Genomic DNA, 24,488 nt, shown 5'->3' on the forward strand with positions numbered 1-24,488 from the left:
ATCACCGATCCGCGTCGGGCGTACCCGAATCCGGCGCGCCGCCCTCCGCCGTATCCGGTTCGGGCGCAACATCTTCCGACGGTCCAGCCCCTGGATCGTGTCGCGTCGCGCGCCGACGCCGGGCGATCTCCACCAGGATCACCGCCCCACCCAGGATCAAGGCAACGGCGACCACGGCGAGAACCAGCCCGATGGTCTTCTGGATGCTCGCGGCTTCGGCCGGCGGGGCCGGGGCGGCCTTGTCCGCATCGATGTAGAGCGGCTGCTGATCGCGCACCTTGACGATCGCGATCGCGTCCCCGGAGACAGACGTCCACCGGTTGTCGTCGGCCAACCAGTCCAGGAGGTCGTCGAGGTCTCTCGCGTCGCCGGTGGAACCGGCCACCAGCACCGTCCGGTCACCCGCCCGCGTCGCCTGCAGGACGCCGTAGCGCAGCGCCGGATCCAGTGTCACCGACGAGGTGGAACCCGACGACGACCGCACAGTGACCTCACCACCGTCGGCGCTGACCGGAAGATCGATGTCCGGTATGTCCTTACCCTCGGCGCTGATCAGGATCGCCGGCAGCTCCGAGGACAACGCCTCCGACACCGACACCACACGAAGCCCCAAGGGAACCACCGAAATCCGCTGCAGCCCGGCAGCGATCTCCACGCCGCGGGAGACGTCGGCGGCATCACCGGTTGTCCAGGCCATCTGCGTCCACGGCATCAGCGACTGCGGTACCGATCCGAGGCCCGACGGCTGCGGTGGATCGGCCACGTCGGAGGTGATCTGCCCGGTCGAACTGAGCGTGAGGTTGGCGCGGGTACCGTTGCCGCAGCCCTCGAGCAACCCACTGCGCTCCAGGGTCACGGTGACCTCGGTGTACCGCGCGGCGAGATCGTTCGGGATGTCGACCCAGCTGTTGTAGGTCCCCGACGAATCGGTCGGCAGCGTCGCGATCACGCGGTCGCCGATCCGTACCGAGATCACCGCGCTGTCGCCACCGGCGGGAGCGTAGGTGCCCATCAACTGCACCCGGATGTTCGTCGATGGGCGGCCCAGGCGCGTCTGGTCGACACCGAAGGTGAGACTAGGCCACGACGACGACGTCACACGCTGGTCGCTGACCCCCAGGTCGGCGAGTGTCTGGACGTCCGGCGTGAGTTGCGGAGCGTCATAAAGCGGTCCGGCCACCGCCGACGAGCTCAGCGCGATCGCGTCGAGATCGGTCGTCAGGAACTCACTCTGCGTCACCAACGCGTCGCCGGCGCCCCCGACGACGAGGTACTTCGACCCTTCCGGGCCGTCCCGCAACGTCAGGCCCGTCGGAGCCGACGAGTCGACGACGATCTGCCGTTCCAGCGGTCCGGGCGCATCGCTCGGCGCCAGATCCGAACGCGGCCGAACGACGGTGGTGATGCCGACTTGCGCGGTGCCGTAATGCGCGGTGACCGCGGCCGCGAGGTTCACCGCGGCGGCCCCCTCGGCCTGCTGCACATCGTCGGGGATGATGATCGCCAGATCGCGCAGGATCGGCGGGAGGAACTGCGCCACGGTGGTCGGAATCGCCTCGCGACCGGTGAACGTGACCGTGGCGCCGGAGATCCGGAACGCGTTGTCGGGATCGAACCTGCACAGTCCGTCCACCCTCAGATACGACCGCAGCGTGATCTCGGCGGCATTGCCGTCGACGGTCAGGCCACGCAGCGGCAACGTGATCGGCGAGTTCGGGGCCGGATCGACCGGCGTCCGGGAGATCAGTCGCTCCCCCTGATAGACGTCGACCTCACCACCGGTGACGAACGGCGGCACCGACGTCACACCGCGCAGCACATCGGGAGTGAGGTCCTGCGGGACCGGGATCGACATACTCACCTGTCCCTGCTGACCGGGGAAGGTGATCGCCGACGACGATCCGAGCGAGTCCAGCGACAGGGGCGGCGGTGGGTCACCCGGTGCCGCGGCAGCGACGCCGACGGCGGGCGCAGCCGCCATCGCCACGACGAGCAGACTCACAGCCAGAGCACGTAACAAAGGAGAACTTCGCAGGACGACGTTCATGCTTCCTTCGGATCAGGCCCCCCACCAACGGTGTGGGTTTACGCTATCGCGTAATGGTCGGCTCGCGTTGCTTGTACGGGCGCGCGGTGCGTCGGGTGTCACAGACCGAGGCGAGGTGATGCCATTTCGAGTCCGAATCGTTCTCGGTGAGACATTGCGGGTCCGGAGCATGGGCCTCATGCAAGCCCTCGTTCTGCCCGTTTTTCTGCTCGACCCCGCTGTCGCCGATGCCTGAGAATCGGTCGACGTCCTCGTCGATTGGCGCCACGCATGGCGTCGGCACCGCCCACACCATCCATGCCGGCGACACCGTCGACGGCGGCTCCTACGTCGACGTCGACGGAAACCTGTTGTGGCATTTCCGCGGCGGCGATCCCGCCGGAGCCCCGACGGTCCTGCTGCACGGCGCTTTTGCGTCGGCGGCCACGTGGGGTGCCCAGATCGCCGGGTTGAGCGACGTCGGATTACGGCTGCACGTCCCCGAATTGACCGGTCACGGCCACAGCCCGGACGTCGACGCGGACTGGTCGATGGAGGCGATGACCGCGCAGACCATCGCCTATCTGGAGTCGGTGGTGGGCCGACCGGCGCACCTCGTCGGGTGGAGCGACGGCGCGGTGCGCGCACTGCTGGTGGCCCGGGCCCGCCCCGACCTCGTCTCTCGCGTGGTACTGATGTGCCACTACATGAACTCCGACGGTCGGGCCGCGGCCGGCTTCTTCGACCGCCTCGCCGCACGCGATTCCGCCCTCGTCGAATTCCTCCGCGAGGGGTACAAGGCCGAAAGTCCGGACAGCCCAGAGCATTTCAACGAGATCTACCGCAAATCCGAAACCCTGCTGAGGGACGGGCCCGAGTACCCGCTGGCCGAATTCGCCACCGTCGCGGCGCCGACGTTGGTGCTCGCCGCCGACCGCGGTGTGGTGCGCCTCGAGCACAGCCTCGCGTTGGCACGCACTCTGCCGAACGGCAGGTTCGCGGTGCTGCCAGGGACTCACATCCTGCCGATCGAGGCCCCCGATCTCGTCAATCCGCTGGTGTCGTCGTTTCTGGCAGCAGAACCCCCGCGGGAGTGGAGTCCGTGAGATCGGCGGGCGCGCCGTCACCATCTCCGGTCAGCAGGACGAGGGCTCGACCACGATCCCAGGCCTCCCGGCGCGCCGCGTCCGGATCGGATTCGACGCGGACCCGGCGATCGAGGATCAGCACCTCGCGGTGTTCCTCGGTGTAGCGGGGCCACTCGCCCGGCTCCCCGCCACGGGCGAAATCGCCCCAGCGCGACTGCACCTCACCGACCATCGCGCCGGCCGCACGCCAATCGCCTGCGGCCAGTCCCGCGAATGTCGGTGTGCGGTACGCCCCGAACACGGCGAACAGTTCGGTGGCGTGGGTGGCGCCCACGCCGACCTTCGCCAGCGCCTTGGTGTGGAAGTCGAATCGGTAGACGTAAGTGGGGGCGATGGCGCGGTACGCGTCGGCAAAGCCGGTGACGGGCGCCCAGAAGATGCCGTCGGCGGCCAACCGGACACGATCGGCGGCACCGCCGGCGTAGCTGTTCATGATCGCGTCGCGCGCCGCGTTGTCCTGCACCGCGAGCAGGGTCTGCTCCGGTTCGGGCAGCATTTTCCAGAACTTGTCGAACAGCAGGCCCTCGTCCCGGTTGGTCCCGATGATCAGCGGCACCGCGGCGGTCTGGCCCTTACGGGCCGCCTCGACCGGCGTGTACGGCAACGACTCGCCCCCGTACACCGGGCCGAAGGGCACCGGTTCCAGGGGGGTGGGGGTGTTCCGCGCGAACTTCATCAACCGCATCCCCGCCTTGTGTAGCTGTGTCGGCGACGCCCCGTCGAGGAGCCGGGTGGCCTCGGTCGGCGTGATCGGCTCACGCTGCTCGTCGGCCGGGGGACGACGACGCGCCGGATCGGCGACCAACCTCAGGTACTCGTCGGCGAACACCGCCGCACTGTCCTTGGAGATGGTCAGATCGGCGGCCGGGCTCTCGGCGATGCCGCGGGCGAACAGTCCGCGCGCGGCGGGGGCGGCCAGCAGCATCAGCACCGACGAACCACCGGCGCTCTCCCCGAAGATCGTCACGTTGTCGGGGTCACCACCGAAGGCACCGATGTTGCGCTGCACCCAGTGCAGAGCGGCGATGTGGTCCTTGAGCCCGGGGTTCTCGTCAAAGTGCCGCTCCGACGTCGAATACCCGCTGAAGTCGAGCATCCCGAACGGTCCGAACCGGTACTGGATGGTGACGACGATGACGTCCTGCGACCGGGCGAGGTGCGTGCCGTCGTACAGCGGGGTGGCGGCGGTCCCGAGGATGTAGGCGCCGCCATGGATGAACACCATCACCGGGCGGGGCGTGCTGGGCTCGGTCTCCGGGGAGAAGACGTTGAGGGTCAGGCAATCCTCGCTGACCGGCTGGAACCGTCCCGGGCCGGTCGCCGTCAGCAGCTTGTCCTGGACGGCCGCGTCACCGAAGGCTGTGCACCAGCGCACCCCGTTCCACGGGGTCACCGGCTGCGGGGCGTCGAATCGGCCGCGACCCACCGGTGGGGCCGCGTACGGGATACCGCGCCAGCTGATGGTGCCGCGGCGAGTGCGGCGACCCCGGACGCCACCGACAACGCCGTCGGTAGTGGTCACCTTGGTGTCGATCAGAGCCATGCCCCGAATCTACCGCGCGGTCAGATGCGTACTTCGGCGGTGTGTGCGGAGCGGTGGTATGCGCCTGACCCGAGTCGCGACCTACACTGCGGCCGTGACCTCACACACCGCGGACGCGCCGTCGCGCATCGACCTCAACGCCGATCTCGGCGAGGGCGTCGGCGACGACGACGCGATGCTGGAGATCGTCACCAGCGCCAACGTCGCCTGCGGGTTCCACGCGGGCACCCCGGCCGAGCTGCTGGCGACGTGCCGGGCCGCCGCGGCGTCGGGGGTGCGGGTGGGTGCGCAGGTCTCCTATCCCGATCGCGCCGGATTCGGGCGTCGTTTCATGGACATCGCCCCTGCCGAGCTCATCGCCGACCTCGTCTATCAGATCGGTGCCCTCGACGCCATCGCCCGAGCGGCGGGCACGTCGGTCACCTACGTCAAACCTCATGGGGCGCTTTACAACACGATCGTGCATCACGAACGGCAGGCGGATGCGGTGATCGCCGCGCTGCGCGAATTCGGCGGCGATCTGCCGCTGATGGGCCTCGCCGACTCACCGGTGCTGCGCCGGGCCACCGATGCCGGGCTGCCGGTGATCGCCGAGGCCTTCGCCGATCGCGCCTACACCCCGGAGGGCACCCTGGTGTCACGTTCGGAACCGGGGGCAGTGCTCACCGACAGCACCGAGATCGCCGAACGGGTGCTGCGCCTGGTCGAGACGGGCTCCCTGGTGGCCGTCGACGGCGCGGTGGTCACGGTGTCGGCGGAATCCATCTGTCTGCACGGCGACACCCCCGGTGCCGTCGCGCACGCACGTCATGTGCGGGAGTCGTTACGGCGCTCGGGAATCGAGATCAGCGCCGGCTGAGCGGCTGCGCCGTTCTCCGTCGAGTGGGCGCCGTTTCCCGTCGAGTGGGCGCCGCTTCCCGTCGAGTGGGCGCCGTTTCGCGTCGAGTGGGCACTACCCGATCCGACGCTGCCGCGCGAACTCGGCGAGCACGACGCCCGCGGCCACCGACGCGTTGAGGCTTTCTACGTCGCCGGCCATCGGGATGGACAGGATCGAGTCGCATGTCTCACGCACCAACCGCGACAGCCCCTTGCCCTCGGAGCCGACGACGATGACGGTGGGGCCGGTGCCGTCGTAGTCATCCAGGGTCACATCGCCCTCGGCGTCGAGGCCGACCAGCTGAGCTCCCGTTGCGGCCCACTCCTTGAGCGTGCGGGTGAGATTCGGCGCCTGCGCGACGGGCAGCCGGGCCGCGGCACCGGCGGAGGTCCGCCACGCCACCGCGGTGACCGACGCACTCCGACGTTGCGGGATCAGCACCCCGTGACCGCCGAAGGCCGCCACGGAACGGATGACCGCCCCGAGGTTGCGGGGATCGGTGATGTTGTCGAGCGCGACCAGCAGCGGCGGGGTGCCACTGTTGATGGCATCACGCATCAGGTCGTCGGGATGGGCGTAGCGGTACTCGGGCACCTGCAGGGCGACACCCTGGTGTAAGCCGTTCGCCGACAAGCGATCCAGTTCACCTTTGCCGACCTCGAGGATGGTGATACCGCGGTCGCCGGCCATGTGCACGGCCTCGGCGACGCGGTCGTCGGGATCGCCGCCGGTGACGACGTACAGCGCGGTCGCCGGAACCTCGGCGCGCAGACACTCGACCACCGGGTTACGTCCGAGGACGTACTCGGGTCCGTCATCCTTGGCGCGCGACTTCGGTCGTCCCGCAGCGGTTTTCGACGCAGCCTTGGCTCGCTTGTGCGCCGGATGGTAGGAGCGGTCGACCGCCTTCGGGGTGGCGCCGCGACCTTCCAGGCCACGACGACGCTGACCACCGGAGCCGACGACCTGCCCCTTCTTCGACCCCGTCTTACGAACGGCGCCTTTACGTTTGGAATTGCCCGCCATCTACTCCCGACCTTTCAAGCTCCACTGGGCCCCATCGGGGGTGTCGGTCACTTCGATACCGGCCTCGGCCAGCCGGTCACGCACCGCATCGGCGGTCGCCCAATCCTTGTCCGTCCGCGCCTGAGCACGACGGGTCAACTCCGCCCGCACCAGGACGTCCAGCGCCGAGGTGGCGGCCGAATCGTCGGCGGCGTCCGAATGCCAGTGCGCATCAAGAGGATCGACGCCGAGAATGCTCATCATGGCCCGCACCGAGGACGCCGCGGCCAGGGCCGCGGGGCCGTCGCCACCGTCGAGTGCGGTGTTGCCGGCCCGCACCGTGTTGTGGATCGCGGCCAGAGCGGCGGGCACGCCGAGGTCGTCGTCGAGGGCGGTCGCGAAGTCGGCGGCGATCTCGCCGATCGCGACGTCGCCGACGCGCGAATTCACGCGCTCCACAAAGGATTCGACGCGACGGTAACCGGCGGCGGCCTCGGTGAGCGCGTCGTCGGAGTACTCCAGCATCGACCGATAGTGTGCGCTGCCGAGGTAGTAGCGCAGCTCCACCGGACGCAACCTCGACAGCATCGCCGGGATCGACACGACGTTGCCGAGCGACTTGCTCATCTTCTCCCCACCCATGGTGACCCAGCCGTTGTGCAGCCAGTACCGCGCGAACGGGTCACCGGCGCCATGCGCCTGCGCGATCTCGTTCTCGTGATGAGGGAAGATGAGATCCATTCCACCGCAATGGATGTCGAACTCGGCACCGAGCAGTGAGGTGGCCATCGCCGAGCATTCCAGATGCCAGCCCGGACGGCCGCGTCCCCACGGGGTCGGCCAGGAGGGTTCGTCGGGCTTGGCCGCCTTCCACAGCGTGAAGTCCCGCGGATCCCGTTTGCCGGTACCGGCACTCTCACCCTGGTGCACGTCGTCGAGCTTGTGCCCGGACAGCGCCCCGTAGTCGGGCAGTGAACGCACGTCGAAGTAGACGTTACCGTCGGCGGCGTAGGCGTGGCCACGGTCGACCAGGCGCTCCATGTACTCGACCATCTGCGTGACGAAGCCCGTCGCGCGTGGTTCCCCCGACGGCGGGAGCACGCCGAGCGCGTTGTAGGCCGAGGAGAACTCCCGCTCGTGGGTGGCCGCCCACTCCCACCACGGACGATCATGGTCGGCGGCCTTACGCAGGATCTTGTCGTCGATGTCGGTGACATTGCGGATGAAGAGCACGTCGTCGCCGCGATGCAGCAGCCAGCGGCGCAGGATGTCGAAGGCGATACCGCTGCGAACGTGACCGATGTGCGGCACTCCCTGAACGGTGGCGCCACACAGGTAAATCGACACATGCCCGGGCGACAACGGAACGAAGTCGCGTACCTCTCGGGTGGCGGTGTCATACAGGCGCAGGGTCACGACGTGCGATTCTACCCGGCGACCGCTGCCGTTCTCGCCCCGCTGCGCTGACGGCGCTCTCGCCACCACTGACGGCGCCCTGCCCGACGTTCACAGCGCCCTCCCCACCACTGACAGCGCCCTCCCCTGCGCTGACGGCGCCCCGCCCGACGCTCACAGCGCCCTCCCCACCACTGACAGCGCTCACTCACGCGCTATCAATGCTCATGAGAGCGCTGTCAACGACCCAGAAAGCGCTGTCAGTGAAACTCAGAGCGCCGTCAACGACCACGAGAGCGCTGTAAACGCACTGCAAAGCGCTGTCACCGTGCCGGGGTAACCAACGGCTGACCGACTGCTATTCGACGAGCGCGGTCGCCACCGCGGCGATTCCTTCGCCACGTCCGGTCATGCCAAGGCCGTCGGTGGTGGTTGCCGACACCGAGACGGGCGCCCCCAGCGCTTCGGACAGCACACGTTGCGCCTCAGCGCGTCGCGGACCGATCTTCGGGCGGTTACCGATCACCTGAACGGCCCCGTTGACCACGGTCAACCCGGCGTCGGCGACCAGCGAGGCCACGTGCTCGAGCATCCGGGCACCGGAGACGCCGTCCCATTCGGGGCGTCCGGTGCCGAACACCGAGCCCACGTCGCCGAGTCCGGCCGCCGACAGCACTGCGTCGCACAGCGCATGAGCGCCGACGTCGCCGTCGGAATGCCCTTCGCAGCCGGCGTCGTCGGGGAAGTGCAGTCCGACCATCCAGCAGGGAACGTCGTCCACGACGCGATGCGCATCCGAGCCGATACCGACTCTCATGCCTCTTCTCCTCCGGGTGCGGCCGCCGAGTCACGTTCGGCGACGAGGTCTCGGGCGATTCGCAGGTCCCACGGGGTGGTGATTTTGAAGGCGAGGTGATGGCCGGAGACGACGTGCACCGGGATGCCGATACGCTCGGCGAGTCCGGCGTCGTCGGTGGCCAGTCCGGAATCGTCGGCATGGGCGGCGGCGAGGGCCTCGCGGGTGAAACCCTGAGGCGTCTGCACGGCCCGCAGCGGTTCGCGATCCACGGTGCCCAAGACACGCTCGGCGTCGCCACCCGGTTCGACCTCTTTGAGGGTGTCGACGACGGGCAACCCCGGCACGACGGCCCGGTGTCCACCGACCACCGCGGCGATGACGCGCCGAAACACCGATACCGGCGTCAACGCACGCGCCGCATCGTGGACGAGCACGACGTCGGCGTCGTCGAGTGCGGCGAGCCCGGCCCGCACCGAGTCCGATCGATGGGCGCCGCCAGCCACCACGACAACCGATGCCGGTACCAGCGCACGCGCACGGTCGATGAGCTCCACCGGAACCACCACGACGACGGACGCCGAGAGCCCGGTCAGTCCGTCGACGCAGTGTTCCAGGATGGTGCGACCACCGAGGTCCACGAATGCCTTGGGAATCGGTTCACCCAGCCGGGTGCCCGAGCCTGCTGCGGGAACGACGATGCCGACCCGCACATCCGAGTCGGTCATCGCCGGCCTGCTGTGATCACCGCGATTGCCGCGCGCACAGCACAAGAACTGGTCAAAGAAAAATCCTGATCACAAGCGAAGTGCGATCAGGATGCGGCGGCGAGGACCTCGTCGAGAATGCTGGTGGCCCTCTCGTCGTCGGTGTTCTGTGCCAGCGAGAGCTCGTCGACGAGCACGCGACGCGCGCGTGTCAGCATGCGCTTCTCACCCGCGGACAGACCGCGGTCCTGCTCACGACGCCACAGGTCACGAACGATCTCGGCGACCTTGATGATGTCGCCGGAGATGAGCTTCTCCTGATTGGCCTTGAAGCGACGCGCCCAGTTGGTGGGCTCTTCGGTGTGTGGAGCGCGGAGAACCTGGAAAACCTGGTCGAGTCCCTCTTCACCGACGACGTCACGAACGCCGACGTACTCGAGCTTCGACGAGGGAATCTGGACGGTCATGTCACCGTCGGCAACCTTGAGAACCAGATATTCGATCTGTTCGCCCTTGATGGTCCGAATCACGATGTCTTCGACCCGAGCAGCACCGTGATGGGGATAGACAACGGTGTCGCCAACTTTGAAATTCAATGTTCCGTGCCCCTTTCGAGTATGGCCAGTCTAACACGGGCGCCCCAGACGGCCCAGACAACGGTGCAGGTCACGGCCCTGCACTCGGCTGACCGGGGATGTTTCGGCAGGTGGAGCGATGTGCCATAACAAGGGAAGTTCACAAGCGCAAGAGTCGGATTCACGTCGGCTCCGGACGCCGATTCGCACCCCCCTTCCCCTTCCGCTCGATGACCCGAACCGGCCACCACGACAGTCCGTTCCGACCAATCTGGCACCCCGCCGGGATTTTGTGACCCGGGCCCACTACGCTGCGTAGTGCAGGGTGTCCCTCACTGCGTTTTTTCGCGTTCGATTACCTGGGAGGAACGGGTGTCTGTGCCAACTCGATTTGGGCGGCGGCCTTCGGTCACACGACGGTTGGCAACGGCCACCGCGATGGCAGCGATCGGTGTCGCGGTCGCGCTCGGCACCACCGGCTGCGGTGCCGGTCAGATCTCGCAGACCGCAAATCAGCTCCCGGCCGTCAACGGCGGCAACGCGGCAGCGACGTGGGGCGAGGTCGAGGTCCGCAACGTGCAGATCATCTACCCCGCCGACAAGGCCGGCGACGTTTTCGACAACGGCGGCCCCTTCGAGGTGTCCTTCGCCGTCATCAACAGCGGACAGACCAAGATCTACCGCCTGACCAAGGTCGAGGTGACCCAGCAGGGTGCACCGTCATCGGCGAAGGTCACGCTGAGCGCACAACCCACCATCGATCCGGGCATGCTGGTGCGCGCCGGTAACCCGGCGAACTCGAACCCGGCCGGCATCACGACATCGGAATCCAGTGCCGCTGCATCGGCATCGGAGACGACGTCGGCATCGGAGACGGCCTCGGAATCCCCGACCACCTCCGCGTCGGCCGGCCCGAGCGTCGGCGAGGTCGAGGCCCCGCAACTGGGTGAGGCCGCGATCGAGGCAACCCTCAACGGCACCGGCGAGTCGGTCGCCGCGGGCCTGACCACCGAACTGACCTTCTACTTCGAGGTTCAGGACGCCAACGGCAACTGGACCGACGCGGGCACCGTCCCCGTCGACGCCGCCGTTGACTCGACGATCCTGGCGACCCGCGTCGACACACCGCGCGGCGGCGAGGCCGAGAGCGAAGGCGAAGGCGGGCACTGAGCTGATCGCCTCATAGCGCCACACGCAATCACGCGGGCTGCGTCCATTCCGGACGCAGCCCGCGTTGCTGTGTGAGCCGGTCGTCACACGGTGGTAGAGCCGCCGATCGTCACGAGTTGCGACGTCGACCCACCGTGCCCGTCATTGGCGGTGATGACGAAGCTGTCTGCCGCGAAGGTCCCCGGCGTGGCGGACGTGTACACCCAGTCACCGGTGTCCGGATCGATGGCAACGGCGCCGTGGGCAGGTTGGGTGGTGATCGCGAAGGCGACTGTGTCATCCTCGGCGTCGGTTGCCGCCGCCGACCCGGTCAACACTCCAGTGGGTACGACTTCTACCGTTCCGGCGTAGTAGTGGGTGACGTACAAGCGCGTTCCGTCAGGGGTCAGGGCAAGATCGCTGGCAGTCGCGGTGGTGGTCGGTACGGTGGCGATGATCTGCTTGTATGTCGGACTGGCGGGATCGACATCAACGACCGATATCGCCTGGCTGCTTTGACTGCTGACGTAGAGCCTCGAGCCGTCCGGACTGATCGCGGCCCCGGTCGTTGCGGGAATCGCGATCGTGCCCACCACCTGCCGATATGTCCCGCTGACCGGATCGTTGTCGATGACGTAGACGCTACTTCCACCAGTGAGGTAGAGCCGGGTGTTGTCCGGGCTGACCACTGCTCCGGTGACAAACACACCCGGCAGATACGTGGCCGTCGGTGTCACATGGTCCGGGCCACCGGAAATGTCGAAGGCACGCACATCGGACGTCGTCGCGACATACAGCGTGTGTCCGTCCGGGCTGATCGCCAGGTCACCGGGGAAGGGCCCGAGCGATAGGGTCGTGATCGCCGTCGCCACACCTGGATTCGACGGATCCACGGCGAACACCGACACTGTTCCCGGCGAATACATGTTGGCGACGTAGAGCGTGTGCCCGTCGGGCGTTGCAATAACACCCGTTGCGTACGGTGAGGCGATGGTGCCGACGATCTCGTTGTAGGTCGCACTCGTGGGGTCGGAGTCTATGATGTAGACCTCGCCGGCGTTGGTACCTCCGACATACGTGAGGAGGCCGTCGGAACCGACAGTGACGGCGTTCGGGGTGGTCGACGCCCCCGTGGCGATCACGTCGGCCACCGGAGTCACCGAAGACACCGTCAGGGTGGGCACCATATTCGTCGGGGTGATCGAGGGAGTGAGCGACGAGGAACTCTGACCTCCGTGGTGGTCGGTAACGGTGACGGTGAACGAATCTTCTCCCGCGATGCTCGCCCCACCCGCACTCAGCGAATGCGCGTAGTTCGGGTCCGGGGTGTAGATGATCAACGGCCCGCCCGCCGCATCGGGAATGACGGTCAGGGAACCATGCTGTGGCTCAACCGAGATGGCCATTGTGGTCGCGTCCCCGTCGGCATCGACCGAGGTCAACACGTACGTCGTCGACCCATCCGCGTTCGCCCAACTCGTCACCACCGACACCACCGGCGACACATTCGTCGGCGCGATCGACGGAGTCACCGTCACCGAATCCGCACCACCATGCCCATCACCGGCACCGAACACGATCGAATCGCTCCCCGCAGTGGTCGACCCACCCGACGAAAGATCATGTGCGTAACCGGCATTCGGCGTATACGTCCACGTCCCATCACCATTGTCGACAACAGTTCCATGCGCGGGCGTCGACGCCGACACCGTCACCGGATCACCATCGGCGTCACTGGCGGCGACCGTGTACACCGTCGAGGCACCCGACGGCGACGAACCCACCGACAGTTCCGGATCGACATTCGTCGGCAGAATCGTCACCGCGACCGTCGACGTACCCGAGGACCGCTCTGTCGCCGAAAGCCAGTGCAGGTGCGAACCGTTGACCGCGGTGTCGTCGCTGACGGAGACGGTGAACGAATCCGATCCGGACGCGCTACCACCATTCACAGACAGTTCGTGTGCATACTCCGCATCCGGGGTGTAGACATAGGTTCCGTCGGGGTTGATCACCACGGTCCCGCGCTCGGGCGCGGTGACCAGGGTGTAGGTCAGCACATCTCGATCCGGATCGCTGGCACCGAGCGAACCACGCACCGTCCCATCGGAATTGGTTGTCGGTGTCGACGGCGACAGCACCGGATACGAATTGAACACGCGACGGTTGATCTGCTGCCACAGACCCCACGCGAACACCAATGCCGGTGACGGGACCGTGGTCCCGCCGGCGGTGTCGGCAAACGGGTTGAATCCCAGGAATCCCAGCACCGTGGCGACGAACTTCGTCGGTGCGTTCACCACCGGCACACCGTCGACGATCGTGAGAGGCGCGGGTGTCGAACCGACCACGGTCACCGGCCCGGCGGCCACCGTGGGCGGCGCCTCGACGTCCAGCAGGGCCGCCGCGCGGGATACCGCAGCAGGCTCCGAATCGTCGGGCTGAGCGTCACCGGTCGAGGGTGTGTGGTCTTCGACCGATCCCTGAGGAGATACGCCTGGTGATGCGGGGGCTTCGACGGACGTAACCGCTTGCACATCAGCAGGTTCGGAGATAGCGGAGGGTTGGGAGGCAGGTTGCTCGTTTTGCGCGAGGGGGCCCTGCGCCGCTTCGACTTCTGTGACCGGCGGTGTCACCGCAGGTTCCTCGGAAGTTGCCGGCGCGGCCGGTTCCGTCACCGTCGCCCCGGCGTCGCCCGATTCGGCCGATGGTGGCGCCACAGACTCGGGTGCCACCGGTTCGGACTCCACCGCCTGACCTGCGGTGTCGTCCGGCACATCCGCCGCGTCTGTCTCATCGTCGGAACCGGGCACCGCCTCCTGCGTTGCGACGGCCGACGAGTCGTCGGGCTCGGCATACGCCCAGCCCGTCATCGTCGCTTGGCCACCCCACCACAGCACCGCCCCGATTCCCACGCCGGCGGCGGCCACCCTGGCGCGCCGGACACCACCCGAAGCTCGTGAACTCGTCATCGCCGATCTCCTTCACGCCATGAGTGTGTGCGCCGGTCAACAGTCCGGCGCTTCAACACCTCTGACGCTACGAAGCCGTCACGATCTCCGACAGCCCCCTCTTTGGGGGGCATCCAGCCAAGCGACGACGAGGACGATCAGCCCATCCCACGATGCGGCATCGGCAGCCACCCGTCCTCGACGGCACGCTTGTAGAGGTCGGTCTTCGTCGGCGCATCACGATGTGCCTCACGGTATTTCGTCCGAATGCGGTCGATGTACTCACTGACCGTGTCCGCCGACAGCCCGGTCACCCGGGCAACATGACCGGCCGACCCGCCGGATGCGTAGAGTTCCAACACCTCTCGCAGACGCGGCGAGAGGTTGACGAAGCCGGGATCGGAGTCGAGGGCGGCCGCCCATTCCATCGACGGCACCGTCGACCCCGACGCGGCCGCGCGGATGGCCGCGCAGACCTCGGCCTTGGCGGCGCTCTTGCGCACCACTCCGAGGGTGCCGGCACCGGCGGCCTCACGAACGAGGTACGGCTCATCGCCGGAGGTGTAGATCAGGGTCGCCATCCCGGCGTCGGCCAACGCGGCAATGTTGTCGGCGGGTGTGGTGCCGTCGTTGAGTCGCAGATCCAGCACGACGAGGTCGAGCCCGTCGTCGCCGAGCGCCGTCAGCAGCCCGGCGACCGTCGGAGCGCCCCGCACGAACTCGACGTCGGATGAGTCGCCCAGAAACGCCCGCACGCCCTCGATCACCGATTCGTGGTCGTCGACCACTCCGATGCGCCACGTCATCGTCCACCTCCGCATGTCATGTGTCCTCTATCGAAACCAATTGTCATGTCATTCGCTCAGAGTCCGAACGAATTCATGCCGACATCGGGATAATTCGCACGGTGAGCTCACCCAGGTCCCTCACCCGGCTCGTGATGCCGATGACCGGGCCTGCCGACACCAACTCCGCCGTCGCCCGCACCCTGCGCCACTACGGCATCTTCGCGGGCGTGGCCTATCTCGTCTTCCTCCCGTTCCTGCTGCCCGCGGTGGCGCAGGCCCGGGCCGTGTCGGCGTTCTGGTGGACGCCGGTCGCCATCGCCATCGTCGTGGTGCCCGGCCTGGTCGTCGGCCTGTACGGCGCCTTGTCCTGGGATACGACCTGGCTCCGACGCTGGGCGCGGGTCGGCACCCTCGGCATCCTGGTGGCCGTGGCCCTGTGGTGGGTGGCCTGGGACGGAACCCATCTCGATGACGCCACGGTGTTCTGGTTGGGCCCGTTCGTGGTGCTGGGCAGCATCTGCGCGATGATCGCCTGGCCACCGGCCGTGGCGGCCGTCTACCTGCTCGCCATCGCCGTCGCAATCCGGTTGACCAGCAATGTGGCACAGAGCTTTTCGGGGATGGCGACGATGCTCACCGACGCGGCGTGCAGCGCAGCTTTCGCCGTGGTCCCGCTGGCCCTGGGTATCTCGGGTCTGCGCACGGCCGCCGAGCTCGATCGGACCGAGGCCACCGCGATCGCGCTCGCCGAGGACACCGCCGCCACCACCGCCCGTTCCGCCGAACGCACCGTCGCACGGGCGCTGACGCATGACGAGATCATGGCGAGCCTGCTGGAGGCCGACCGCAACCCCGATTCGGCGCATCTGCCGCGGCGCGCCGCGCGTGCCCTCGAGGCGCTTGATTCCACCGTTCGCGCGACCAACGCCGGACTCGATCCGGATGCGGATCGCGTCGCGGCCGCGATCGCCGACGCCACGCGGCACAACGATCCCGGGATCGACGTGACCACCGACGTGCGAGCGCACGCTTCCTCGACCTATCCGGTGAACGCGATCGCCGCACTGGTCGGTGCCACCGCCGAGGCCACTCGCAACTGTTACCGGCATGTCCCCGCCGACCGACCGCGTCGCGCCCACATCAGCGTCACCGATCATCGGGTCACCGTCACCGTCACCGACGAGGGCGCGGGCTTCGATCCCGCCGCCACGCCGCGGGAACGACTCGGGATCGCGTTCTCCATCCGCGAACGCATGCGCCGGGTGCGCGGTGGCGACGCGGTGATCACCTCGTCGCCCGGAACCGGCACCACCGTCACGGTGTCATGGCGCGCGACCGACGTTCCCGCCGCCGTCAACACCACCGATCTGCTCGGCATTCGATCGCCGACCGGCCGCCGCCTCGGCGCACTGGTGGTGGCGGTGATCGCGGCATCGGCGGTGGCCACCCCGGGAGCGGTGCCGTGGTGGGTTCCGGTCGTCGTCATCGCCGCTCTCGCGGTGTCGACCGCCTTGCTGGTCACCGGCGATTCCGACCGGCCACCGCGCCTGCCGACGCTGATCATCGCGGCAACTCCGGCATTCATGTGCGCCACCTACCTGTTCTCTCTCGACGACGGCATTCAGGCAATTCCACTGTGGGTGAGCGGACCTCCCGCGCTGGTGGTGTCGATCCTGGGGATGCGCCGCCGCTCATATGCCGCGATCATCGGGTTTCTGGCGGCGCTGATGGTGGTCGGCACGTGGTCATTCGTGCGTGAGGGCACAGCGCTGCCCGGGATTCTGCTGATCGGCCCGTCGGGTGGTTTCGTCGCCATCGCGATCGTCTTCGCGCGGGTCAACCGGACGTTGGCGCGCAACCTCATTGACGCACGTAGCCGGGCGACGAGGGCCGCCGCCGACGCGGCCGCAGCCCAGGCCGCGGCGCATGAGCGAGAACTCCAGCTGACCCCCGTCACCGCCCTGGCGCGCCCACTGCTGCTGCGGCTGGCGGAGGGTGCTCGAATCGACGAGGCCACCCGAGCGCAATGCAAGTTGACCGAGGCGCGACTTCGAGACCTCCTGCGTGCCAGGGGTTTGTGTACCCCCGACGTCGACGCGGCCGTCGTCGATGCACGCCGACGCGGGGTGACGGTCACCCTGCTCGATGACCGTGGTCTCGACGGGAACGACACCGATCGATCGACTCCGCTCGACGACGCCACGCGTCGCGTCATCGTGAACGCTCTGGCCGCCAACCGGGCCGGCACGGTGCGGATACGTAGCCTGCCACCGGCCCGATCGATGGCGGTGACCGTCGTGACCGAGGACGGCGATCGCTGCGAATGGATCGACATCGATCGAGCCGGGCACGTGCGATCGACGGTCACTGAGATGGCCACCCAGCAACCTCGATGACGCACCCGCGTCGGGTATCGGCGCACGCGCCGCGGGACTCGCCTCACAGCGCCATGCAGAGACTGCCCAGGTTGATTCCGGTGGCAACATCGACGGTCTCCTCCTTCGACGTAGAGCCCTGTTCGAGTTTCAGGGTGTATTTCCCTGCGGTCGACGGCGTCCAGGAGAACGCGACACCGCCGTTGATGGGCAACGCATTCGCTCCCACCGGGACGAACACCGCCGAGCCGGGGGCCTTCTGGAGGAAGCTCACCGGAGAGTTGCCGGTCGCCGCACCGACGACCCGATAGGTACACGAACTCGCATACGAACCCCCGAGGGGGTCGGCGATGGCAATCGACTCGACGTCGGCGTGTGCCGGCGCTGCCATCGCCGCTGCTGCGGCGACGGCGAATGCGGACGCGGAGACGAACCTCGTCAGTTTCATCAGGGCCTTCCTTCGATCCAATTCACGCTGGTCACACGGGTCTGTCCGTGTCACCACGAACGCTAGAGAGTTCCCGATCCGGGCACATGCCCCATCTTTTGGGGGCACCACCGGCCGTGACGACGGCCGCCGGGCTAGACTCGCCTCGTGCCCTCCTTCAGCCCCCTGGAGTGGCCGGTCTTCCGGCAATTGCGCTCCGGCGACACGTTCGGCCGTGGTCCGGCCGTGCAGTCGGCGCGTACCCGCGCGGTGGTGCCGCGGACCGCGACGGCCGACGCCGTGGTGCAGACTGTCTGCCCGTTCTGTGCCGTCGGCTGCGGGCAGAAGGTCTACGTCAAGGACGGGCGCGTCACCCAGATCGAGGGTGATCCCGACTCCCCGATCTCGCGCGGTCGACTGTGCCCGAAGGGTGCGTCGAGCGAGCAGCTGGTCAACAACCCGTTGCGGCAGAAGAAGATCCGTTACCGCGCGCCGTATGCCACCGAGTGGACCGACCTCGATCTGGACACCGCGATCGACATGATCGCCGACCGGTTCGTCGAGTCACGACGCCGGACCTGGCAGGACGTCGACGATCAGGGCCGAATCCTGCGGCGCACCATGGGAATTGCCTCGCTGGGCGGCGCGACACTGGACAACGAAGAGAACTATCTGATCAAGAAGCTCTTCACCGCGGCAGGTGCCGTCCAGATCGAGAATCAGGCGCGTATATGACACTCCGCCACTGTTCCCAGTTTGGGAGCCTCATTTGGACGCGGCGGCGCCACGCAATCACTGCAGGACATGGCCAATTCGGACTGCATCGTGCTCATCGGCGGCAACATGGCCGAGGCACATCCGGTCGGATTCCAGTGGGTGGTGGAGGCACGCTCGCGGGGAGCGCGCGTCATTCACGTCGACCCGCGGTTCACCCGGACCTCGGCCAACGCCGACAAGCACATCTCGATCCGCGTCGGCTCTGATGTGGTGTTGCTCGGTGGCCTGATCAACTACATGATCACCCACGAGCGGTACTTCCGGGATTACGTTGTCGCGTATACGAATGCGGCGACGCTGGTGTCTCCGGAGTTCCGCGACACCGAGGATCTCGACGGTCTGTTCTCCGGTTTCGATCCCGAGTCCGGCAGCTATGACCCGTCGACGTGGGCGTATGACCGTGCCGAGGGCGGTGACGACGCCGGTTCCGGCCGGGACCGCTCCGCACCCACCGAAGGTGAACGCGGCGTGGGTGAGTCGCACGGTTCGGGTGGTCCCGCCCTCGATCCGTCGGGCATCTATCGGGACGAGACGCTCACCCATCCGCGGTCGGTGTTCCAGATCCTTTCGCGCCATTTCGCCCGCTACACACCGGAGATGGTGCGCGACATGTGCGGCATCTCCATCGAGGAGTTCACCTATCTCGCCGAGTCGATCGCGGACAACTCGGGACGTGAACGCACCACCTGTTTCGGGTATGCGACCGGCTGGACGCAGCACACGCTGGGCGCCCAATTCATCCGCACCGCAGCGATTCTGCAGTTGCTGATGGGCAACGTCGGACGGCCGGGCAGCGGCATCATGGCGTTGCGCGGGCATGCCAGCATCCAGGGTTCCACCGACATCCCGACATTGTTCAATCTGCTGCCGGGGTATCTGCCGATGCCGTCGGTCGGCAAGCACGACAGCTTCGGTGACTACCTCGACGCCGTCGGGTCACCGCATCAGAAGGGCTACTGGGCCTACGCCGACGCGTATATGGTGAGCCTGCTCAAGGCGTGGTTCGGAGATGCCGCGACCGCCGAGAACGATTGGGCCTTCGACTATCTGCCGCGGCTGAACGGGCCGGCCGGGACGTACCAGACGACGGTCGCCATGCTCGACGGCACGGTCGAGGGGTACTTCGTGCTGGGCCAGAATCCGGCGGTCGGGTCGGCCAACGGACGGCAACAACGCCTCGCCATGTCCAAGCTGAAGTGGCTGGTGGTCCGCGACCTCAACATGATCGAGTCGGCGACCTGGTGGAAGGAGGGCCCCGAGATCGATTCGGGTGAACTGCGTTCCACCGACATCGGCACCGAGGTGTTCTTCATGCCCGCGGCCACGCACGTCGAGAAGGCCGGGTCGTTCACCCAGACCCAGCGCATGGTGCAGTGGCGCCATCAGGCGGTGGCACCGCCCGGGCAGGCACAGAGCGAACTGGACTTCTTTTACGAGTTGGGCAAGAGGATTCGGGAACGACTCGCCGACTCCACCGACGAACGCGACCGCCCGCTACTGGACATGACGTGGGACTATCCGCTCGACGAGCACGGCAATCCCGAACCGGAGTCGGTGCTCTCGGAGATCAACGGCTACTTCACTTCTGGGCCGGAGCAGGGCGACAATCTCACCTCCTACACCCAGATGCGTGCCGACGGGACCACGGCCGGTGGCTGCTGGATCTACACCGGCGTGTACGCGCACGCCAGCAATCAGGCCGCGAGACGGGTTCCGCAGGGCGGGAATTCGGTGAGCCAGCACGAGTGGGGCTGGGTGTGGCCGGCAGATCGGCGCATCCTCTACAACCGGGCATCGGCCGATCCCGACGGCAAACCGTGGAGTGAACGCAAACGCTACCTCTGGTGGGATGCGCAAGCGCGTCGCTGGGTCGGCGACGACGTCCCGGACTTCCCGGTCGACAAGGCTCCCGATACCCGACCCGACCCGGAACTCGGTGGCGCCGAGGGACTCTCCGGTGTCGATCCGTTCATCATGCAATCCGACGGCAAGGCATGGCTCTTCGCGCCGAAGGGTCTGGTCGACGGCCCGTTGCCGGCGCACTACGAGCCGCAGGAATCACCGGTGGCCAACGCGTTGTATCCGCAGCAGCAGGCGCCCGCCCGGGTGATCTTCGCGCGCACCGACAATCTGGACGCACCGAGCGCCGGCTCCCCGGGCAGCGAGGTGTATCCGTTCGTGTTCACCACCTACCGGCTCACCGAACATCACACCGCGGGTGGGATGAGCCGCTGGTCGCCGTTCCTGGCGGAGTTGCAGCCGGAGATGTTCTGCGAGGTGTCACCGGAACTCGCCGCCGAACGCGGACTGGTGAACGAGGGATGGGCGACCATCATCTCGCCGCGTGCGGCCATCGAGGCGCGGGTGCTGGTGACCGACCGGCTCACCCCGCTGCGGATCAACGGCCGCGACGTCCACCAGGTGGGCCTGCCCTATCACTGGGGGGTGGGCTCGGACGCCGTGGTCAGCGGTGACGCCGCCAACGATCTGATCGGTGTCACACTGGATCCCAACGTCCAGATCCAGGAATCCAAGGTGGGTTCCTGCGATGTGGTCGCCGGTCGGCGGCCACGTGGGCAGGCACTGCTGGATCTGGTGGCGGAGTATCAGCGTCGTTCGGGGACGACGGTCGAGACCGACAACGTCCGGCTCACCGAGCGGGAGGAGGAGTAGATGGGGCAGCTGTCCGGACCCACCGATCCGAGTGCCGACGCGCATTGGGGCGATCGCGAGCGTCCCCGCAAGGGATTCTTCACCGACACGTCGATCTGCATCGGCTGCAAGGCATGTGAGGTGGCCTGCAAGGAGTGGAACCGCAATCCCCGCGACGGCGACCTCGAGCTGACCGGCATGTCCTACGACAACACCGTCGCCCTGGGTGCGAGCACCTGGCGGCATGTCGCATTCATCGAGCAGGATCGCGAACGCATCGAGACCGCCCGTGAATCCGGCAGGCAGCTCACCGATCTCGGGATGCCGATGCCTCCTCCGATGGCGCCGGATCCACCCGAGGCACTCGCGGCCGTCACTCCCGACACCCCCGAGTTCCGGTGGCTGATGTCGTCGGATGTGTGCAAACACTGCACGCACGCGGGATGTTTGGACGTCTGTCCGACCGGGGCGCTGTTCCGTACCGAGTTCGGCACGGTGGTGGTGCAGCACGACGTGTGTAACGGATGCGGCACCTGCGTGGCGGGTTGCCCGTTCGGGGTGGTGGAGCGACGGGCCGACGGCACCGCCGCCCCCACCACCCGGCAGGGTGAACGCAAGGGTGAACAACCCGAGGTGCCCAGACGTGGTGTGGCACAGAAGTGCACGCTCTGTTACGACCGCCTCGTCGACGACGAGACCCCGGCCTGCGCCAAGACCTGCCCGACCACGTCGATCAAGTTCGGCGATCACGACGATCTCGTCGAGAACGCCCACGAGCGCGTCGCACAGTTGCACGCCCAGGGGATGACCGAGGCACGGCTGTACGGCGCCAACGAGAACGACGGTGTCGGCGGGACCGGTTCGGTATTCCTGCTGCTCGACGAACCCGAGGTGTACGGCCTGCCACCGGACCCTCGGGTATGTACCGCCGACCTGCCGAGCATGTACCGTCGCGCCGGAGTCGCCGCGGCCGGAATGCTTGCGGCAGCGGCCATCTCGTTCCTGACCGGTCGACGGTGACATGACCTCCGACTACGACGCCACCCGGCCGCCCGAACCGTCGCGAAAGAGGCGCCGCGGCAAACGAATCGGCGCCCTCCGCCGCTCCGGCCGTGCCGATGGCAGCGCCGAGATGTCCATGGTTCCCGACGTCGAGGTCAAAAAGCTGACCGGCGCCGGCTATTACGGCCACCCGGTGGTCAAGCCACCACCCTGGGGTGACGAGATCGCGCTCTATCTCTTCCTCGGCGGAGTCGCCGGCGGTTCCGGTGTCCTCGCCGCGGGTGCCCAGCTGACCGGACGAGACACGTTGCGGCGCAACACACGATTGGGTGGTCTGGCGGCGGTCGGCGTGGGCGCGGTCGCTCTCGTCGCCGATCTGGGCCGCCCCGATCGCTTCTACAACATGTTGCGCACCTTCAAGGTCACCTCACCGATGAGTGTGGGGTCATGGATTCTGTCTGCCTTCTCCGGTGCACTCGGCGTGGCCGCGGTGGCCGACATCGATCGACTCACCGGAGAACGACTCCCGTTGGGGCCGTTACGATCTGTGCTGCGAACCGTCGAAGCTCCGGCCGGGTTGGCCGCGGGTGGCGTCGGGCCGTTCCTCGCGGTGTACACGGCGGTGCTGCTCGGCGACACGGCGACACCGACGTGGAATGCGATGCACCGCGACCTGCCGTTCGTCTTCGTCAGCTCGGCGAGTCTCGCCGCGAGCGGTTTGGCGATGGTGACCACACCGCTCGGCGAGGCCGCACCCGCACGTGTCCTCGCAGCACTCGGTGCCGCCGGCGATGTGGCGGCCACCCGCATCATGGAGTCGCGGATGGATCCCGTTGCCGCCGAGCCGTTGCACCACGGGACGCCGGGCACATTGATGCGCTGGGCCGAGCGTCTCGCCGTCGTCGGCGGGATCGGCGCGGTGGTGTCGGGCCGCTCACGCATTCTGTCCGCGGCGTCGGGCGTGACGCTGCTGGCGGCGTCGGCGTGTACCCGGTTCGGGGTCTTTCACGCCGGTATCGAGTCCGCCAAGGATCCCCGGTACACCATCATCCCGCAGAAGCGGCGTCTCGCCGCCCGTCGTGCCTCCGGGATCGTCGACGACTCCATCACCACCGGGTACTGAATCTCGGGGCAACACCCACACCGGGATTCGGCCCTCGACGGAGGCGGGCGGGTCGTCGGCTGCGGCAACCTGATTGCCGCCCTGCATCTTTGCGCGATACATGGCCCGGTCTGCCGTCCTGATCAGCTCCTCCAGATCCCAGCATTCGGTGACGGTGGTGACGCTCACGCCGATGCTGACGGTGACCGGGGGGTGAGATGTGGTCGGCGATCACCGCGCAGAGGTCGGATGCGGCGGCGCATGCCGAGGCGAGGTCGGCGTCGATGATCATGACGAATTCCTCGCCGCCGGTGCGCGCGCTGATGACGTTGCGGTTCTGCGACTTCAGTTTTGCGGCGAGATCGGCGATGCGATTGGCGACCTGCACCAGCACCGTGTCGCCGACGGCGTGACCGTAGGTGTCGTTGATCAACTTGAAGTCGTCGATGTCGACGAGAACGGCGGTCATGTGGCGGCCGGGCTTGGCGGATGCTCTGGCAAATGTGGTGAGCCCCCGACGATTCGCCAGTCGAGTCAGCGGATCGTCATGAGCCACCAGGGCATCGGAGCCGAGCAGCGAGAGGATGTAGTGGCAGACCGGGAAGATTATCAGGACCAGAACCATCGGCCCGGCGCCCTTGGAGATCGCCAAGGCGACCTGTTCGGCACCGCCATCGGCCAGTCGCACGGTGAGGATCGCGATCACCGTGGCAGCAACCAATGCATGCACGAGGTGGGTCATGGGATTGCAGTAGAAGGCGATGAAGACGCTGATCAGGAAGAACAGCGCGGTTCCGGCCAGACCTATCGCGGCGGAGGGATGATCGAGGCAGGCCGCCGAGATACCCGCGGTGCTCGCCAGTGCGGCCACCGTTGCGCCACCGCTGCCGGGTAACGGCGAGGTCCACATCCGGAGTGCGTAGAGGACTGCCGCGACCGCGCTGACGACCATTGCCGCGCGCACTGGTGCACTGAACTCGTTCGGCGGCGAAAGCGCCGCCGTCGTCGATGTCAGTGCCAGCGTCGCGGCGCCGATCGACAAGACCACGCGCTTCATGGTCGACTTTCCCCGACGGGCGAAGAACGGAGCCCCCCACTCCACTTCGCCCCGACGAAAGAACCACGCAGCAAGACCCGACACACTGTTGGGCATCAAAGTCCCCCTCTACGCCCACGTGAATTGCTGCTGG

General features: G+C 67.4%; 17 protein-coding genes and 1 pseudogene. 7 read left to right on the forward strand and 11 right to left on the reverse strand.

Translation table 11 applies throughout. From position 1 onward, the window contains the following. Position 1: 1 nt before the first annotated feature. The gene (locus ACWDPV_RS02275; protein ID WP_449741596.1) at positions 2-2,047 is read right to left on the reverse strand and encodes a hypothetical protein; all 2,046 of its coding nucleotides are present in this window, start codon (positions 2,045-2,047) and stop codon (positions 2-4) included. Positions 2,048-2,274: 227 nt separating this feature from the next. Between ACWDPV_RS02275 and ACWDPV_RS02280 the strand changes: the two genes are divergently transcribed. Next, positions 2,275-3,132, forward strand: coding sequence for an alpha/beta fold hydrolase (locus ACWDPV_RS02280; protein WP_449741597.1), 858 nt, complete (start codon positions 2,275-2,277; stop codon positions 3,130-3,132). Here ACWDPV_RS02280 and ACWDPV_RS02285 read toward each other — a convergent pair. After that, on the reverse strand, positions 3,074-4,717 hold the full coding sequence (locus ACWDPV_RS02285; RefSeq protein WP_449741598.1) for a carboxylesterase/lipase family protein: 1,644 nt from the start codon (positions 4,715-4,717) through the stop codon (positions 3,074-3,076). The genes ACWDPV_RS02280 and ACWDPV_RS02285 overlap by 59 nt on opposite strands. 94 nt (positions 4,718-4,811) lie before the next feature. Here ACWDPV_RS02285 and ACWDPV_RS02290 point away from each other — a divergent pair, with 94 nt between their 5' ends. Continuing rightward, positions 4,812-5,576 (forward strand): LamB/YcsF family protein, encoded by a 765-nt coding sequence (locus ACWDPV_RS02290; protein WP_449741599.1) that lies wholly within the window; start codon positions 4,812-4,814, stop codon positions 5,574-5,576. 93 nt (positions 5,577-5,669) lie between these two features. Here ACWDPV_RS02290 and rlmB read toward each other — a convergent pair whose 3' ends face one another. From rlmB to ACWDPV_RS02315, 5 genes are all read right to left on the reverse strand, one after another. Then, complete coding sequence (gene rlmB / locus ACWDPV_RS02295; RefSeq protein WP_449741600.1) at positions 5,670-6,623, reverse strand: 23S rRNA (guanosine(2251)-2'-O)-methyltransferase RlmB; 954 nt, start codon at positions 6,621-6,623, stop codon at positions 5,670-5,672. Next, positions 6,624-8,018, reverse strand: a complete 1,395-nt coding sequence (gene cysS, locus ACWDPV_RS02300) for a cysteine--tRNA ligase (RefSeq protein WP_449741601.1) — start codon at positions 8,016-8,018, stop codon at positions 6,624-6,626. It lies immediately after the preceding gene. Positions 8,019-8,355: 337 nt separating this feature from the next. Continuing rightward, on the reverse strand, positions 8,356-8,814 hold the full coding sequence (ispF, locus tag ACWDPV_RS02305; protein WP_449741602.1) for a 2-C-methyl-D-erythritol 2,4-cyclodiphosphate synthase: 459 nt from the start codon (positions 8,812-8,814) through the stop codon (positions 8,356-8,358). After that, a complete protein-coding gene (gene ispD / locus ACWDPV_RS02310) occupies positions 8,811-9,521 on the reverse strand; it encodes a 2-C-methyl-D-erythritol 4-phosphate cytidylyltransferase (RefSeq protein ID WP_449741603.1) in 711 nt (236 codons plus the stop codon). The genes ispF and ispD overlap by 4 nt, the downstream gene beginning before the upstream one ends. A gap of 86 nt (positions 9,522-9,607) precedes the next feature. Beyond that, complete coding sequence (locus tag ACWDPV_RS02315) at positions 9,608-10,096, reverse strand: CarD family transcriptional regulator (RefSeq protein ID WP_449741604.1); 489 nt, start codon at positions 10,094-10,096, stop codon at positions 9,608-9,610. A gap of 417 nt (positions 10,097-10,513) precedes the next feature. On the opposite strand from ACWDPV_RS02315, the gene ACWDPV_RS02320 reads away from it, so the two are divergent. Continuing rightward, positions 10,514-11,245 carry a hypothetical protein gene (locus ACWDPV_RS02320; RefSeq protein WP_449741605.1) on the forward strand — a complete coding sequence of 244 codons (732 nt, stop codon included), beginning with the start codon at positions 10,514-10,516 and terminating at the stop codon, positions 11,243-11,245. A gap of 83 nt (positions 11,246-11,328) precedes the next feature. Here ACWDPV_RS02320 and ACWDPV_RS02325 read toward each other — a convergent pair whose 3' ends face one another. Together ACWDPV_RS02325 and ACWDPV_RS02330 are read right to left on the reverse strand one after the other, a co-directional pair. Continuing rightward, the gene (locus ACWDPV_RS02325) at positions 11,329-14,196 is read right to left on the reverse strand and encodes an Ig-like domain-containing protein (RefSeq protein ID WP_449741606.1); all 2,868 of its coding nucleotides are present in this window, start codon (positions 14,194-14,196) and stop codon (positions 11,329-11,331) included. A gap of 137 nt (positions 14,197-14,333) precedes the next feature. Continuing rightward, a complete protein-coding gene (locus tag ACWDPV_RS02330; protein WP_449741607.1) occupies positions 14,334-14,981 on the reverse strand; it encodes a response regulator in 648 nt (215 codons plus the stop codon). A gap of 101 nt (positions 14,982-15,082) precedes the next feature. Between ACWDPV_RS02330 and ACWDPV_RS02335 the strand changes: the two genes are divergently transcribed. After that, positions 15,083-17,359 (forward strand): sensor histidine kinase, encoded by a 2,277-nt coding sequence (locus tag ACWDPV_RS02335; RefSeq protein WP_449741608.1) that lies wholly within the window; start codon positions 15,083-15,085, stop codon positions 17,357-17,359. 43 nt (positions 17,360-17,402) lie between these two features. Here ACWDPV_RS02335 and ACWDPV_RS02340 read toward each other — a convergent pair whose 3' ends face one another. Continuing rightward, positions 17,403-17,786: a hypothetical protein gene (locus ACWDPV_RS02340; RefSeq protein ID WP_449741609.1), complete on the reverse strand. Its 384-nt coding sequence runs from the start codon at positions 17,784-17,786 to the stop codon at positions 17,403-17,405. A gap of 147 nt (positions 17,787-17,933) precedes the next feature. Here ACWDPV_RS02340 and fdh point away from each other — a divergent pair, with 147 nt between their 5' ends. The 3 genes from fdh to nrfD are packed head-to-tail and all read left to right on the forward strand — an operon-like array spanning position 17,934 to position 23,319. Continuing rightward, positions 17,934-21,215 (forward strand): formate dehydrogenase, encoded by a 3,282-nt coding sequence (fdh, locus tag ACWDPV_RS02345; RefSeq protein ID WP_449741610.1) that lies wholly within the window; start codon positions 17,934-17,936, stop codon positions 21,213-21,215. Next, a complete protein-coding gene (locus ACWDPV_RS02350; RefSeq protein WP_449741611.1) occupies positions 21,216-22,214 on the forward strand; it encodes a 4Fe-4S dicluster domain-containing protein in 999 nt (332 codons plus the stop codon). A gap of 1 nt (position 22,215) precedes the next feature. Beyond that, on the forward strand, positions 22,216-23,319 hold the full coding sequence (nrfD, locus tag ACWDPV_RS02355) for an NrfD/PsrC family molybdoenzyme membrane anchor subunit (protein ID WP_449741612.1): 1,104 nt from the start codon (positions 22,216-22,218) through the stop codon (positions 23,317-23,319). Positions 23,320-23,521: 202 nt separating this feature from the next. On the opposite strand, the pseudogene ACWDPV_RS02360 reads toward nrfD, so the two are convergent. After that, positions 23,522-24,451 (reverse strand): annotated as a pseudogene (locus ACWDPV_RS02360) (GGDEF domain-containing protein); the annotation flags it as partial. Positions 24,452-24,488 lie beyond the last annotated feature (37 nt).

This window comes from Gordonia sp. NPDC003504, assembly GCF_053587995.1.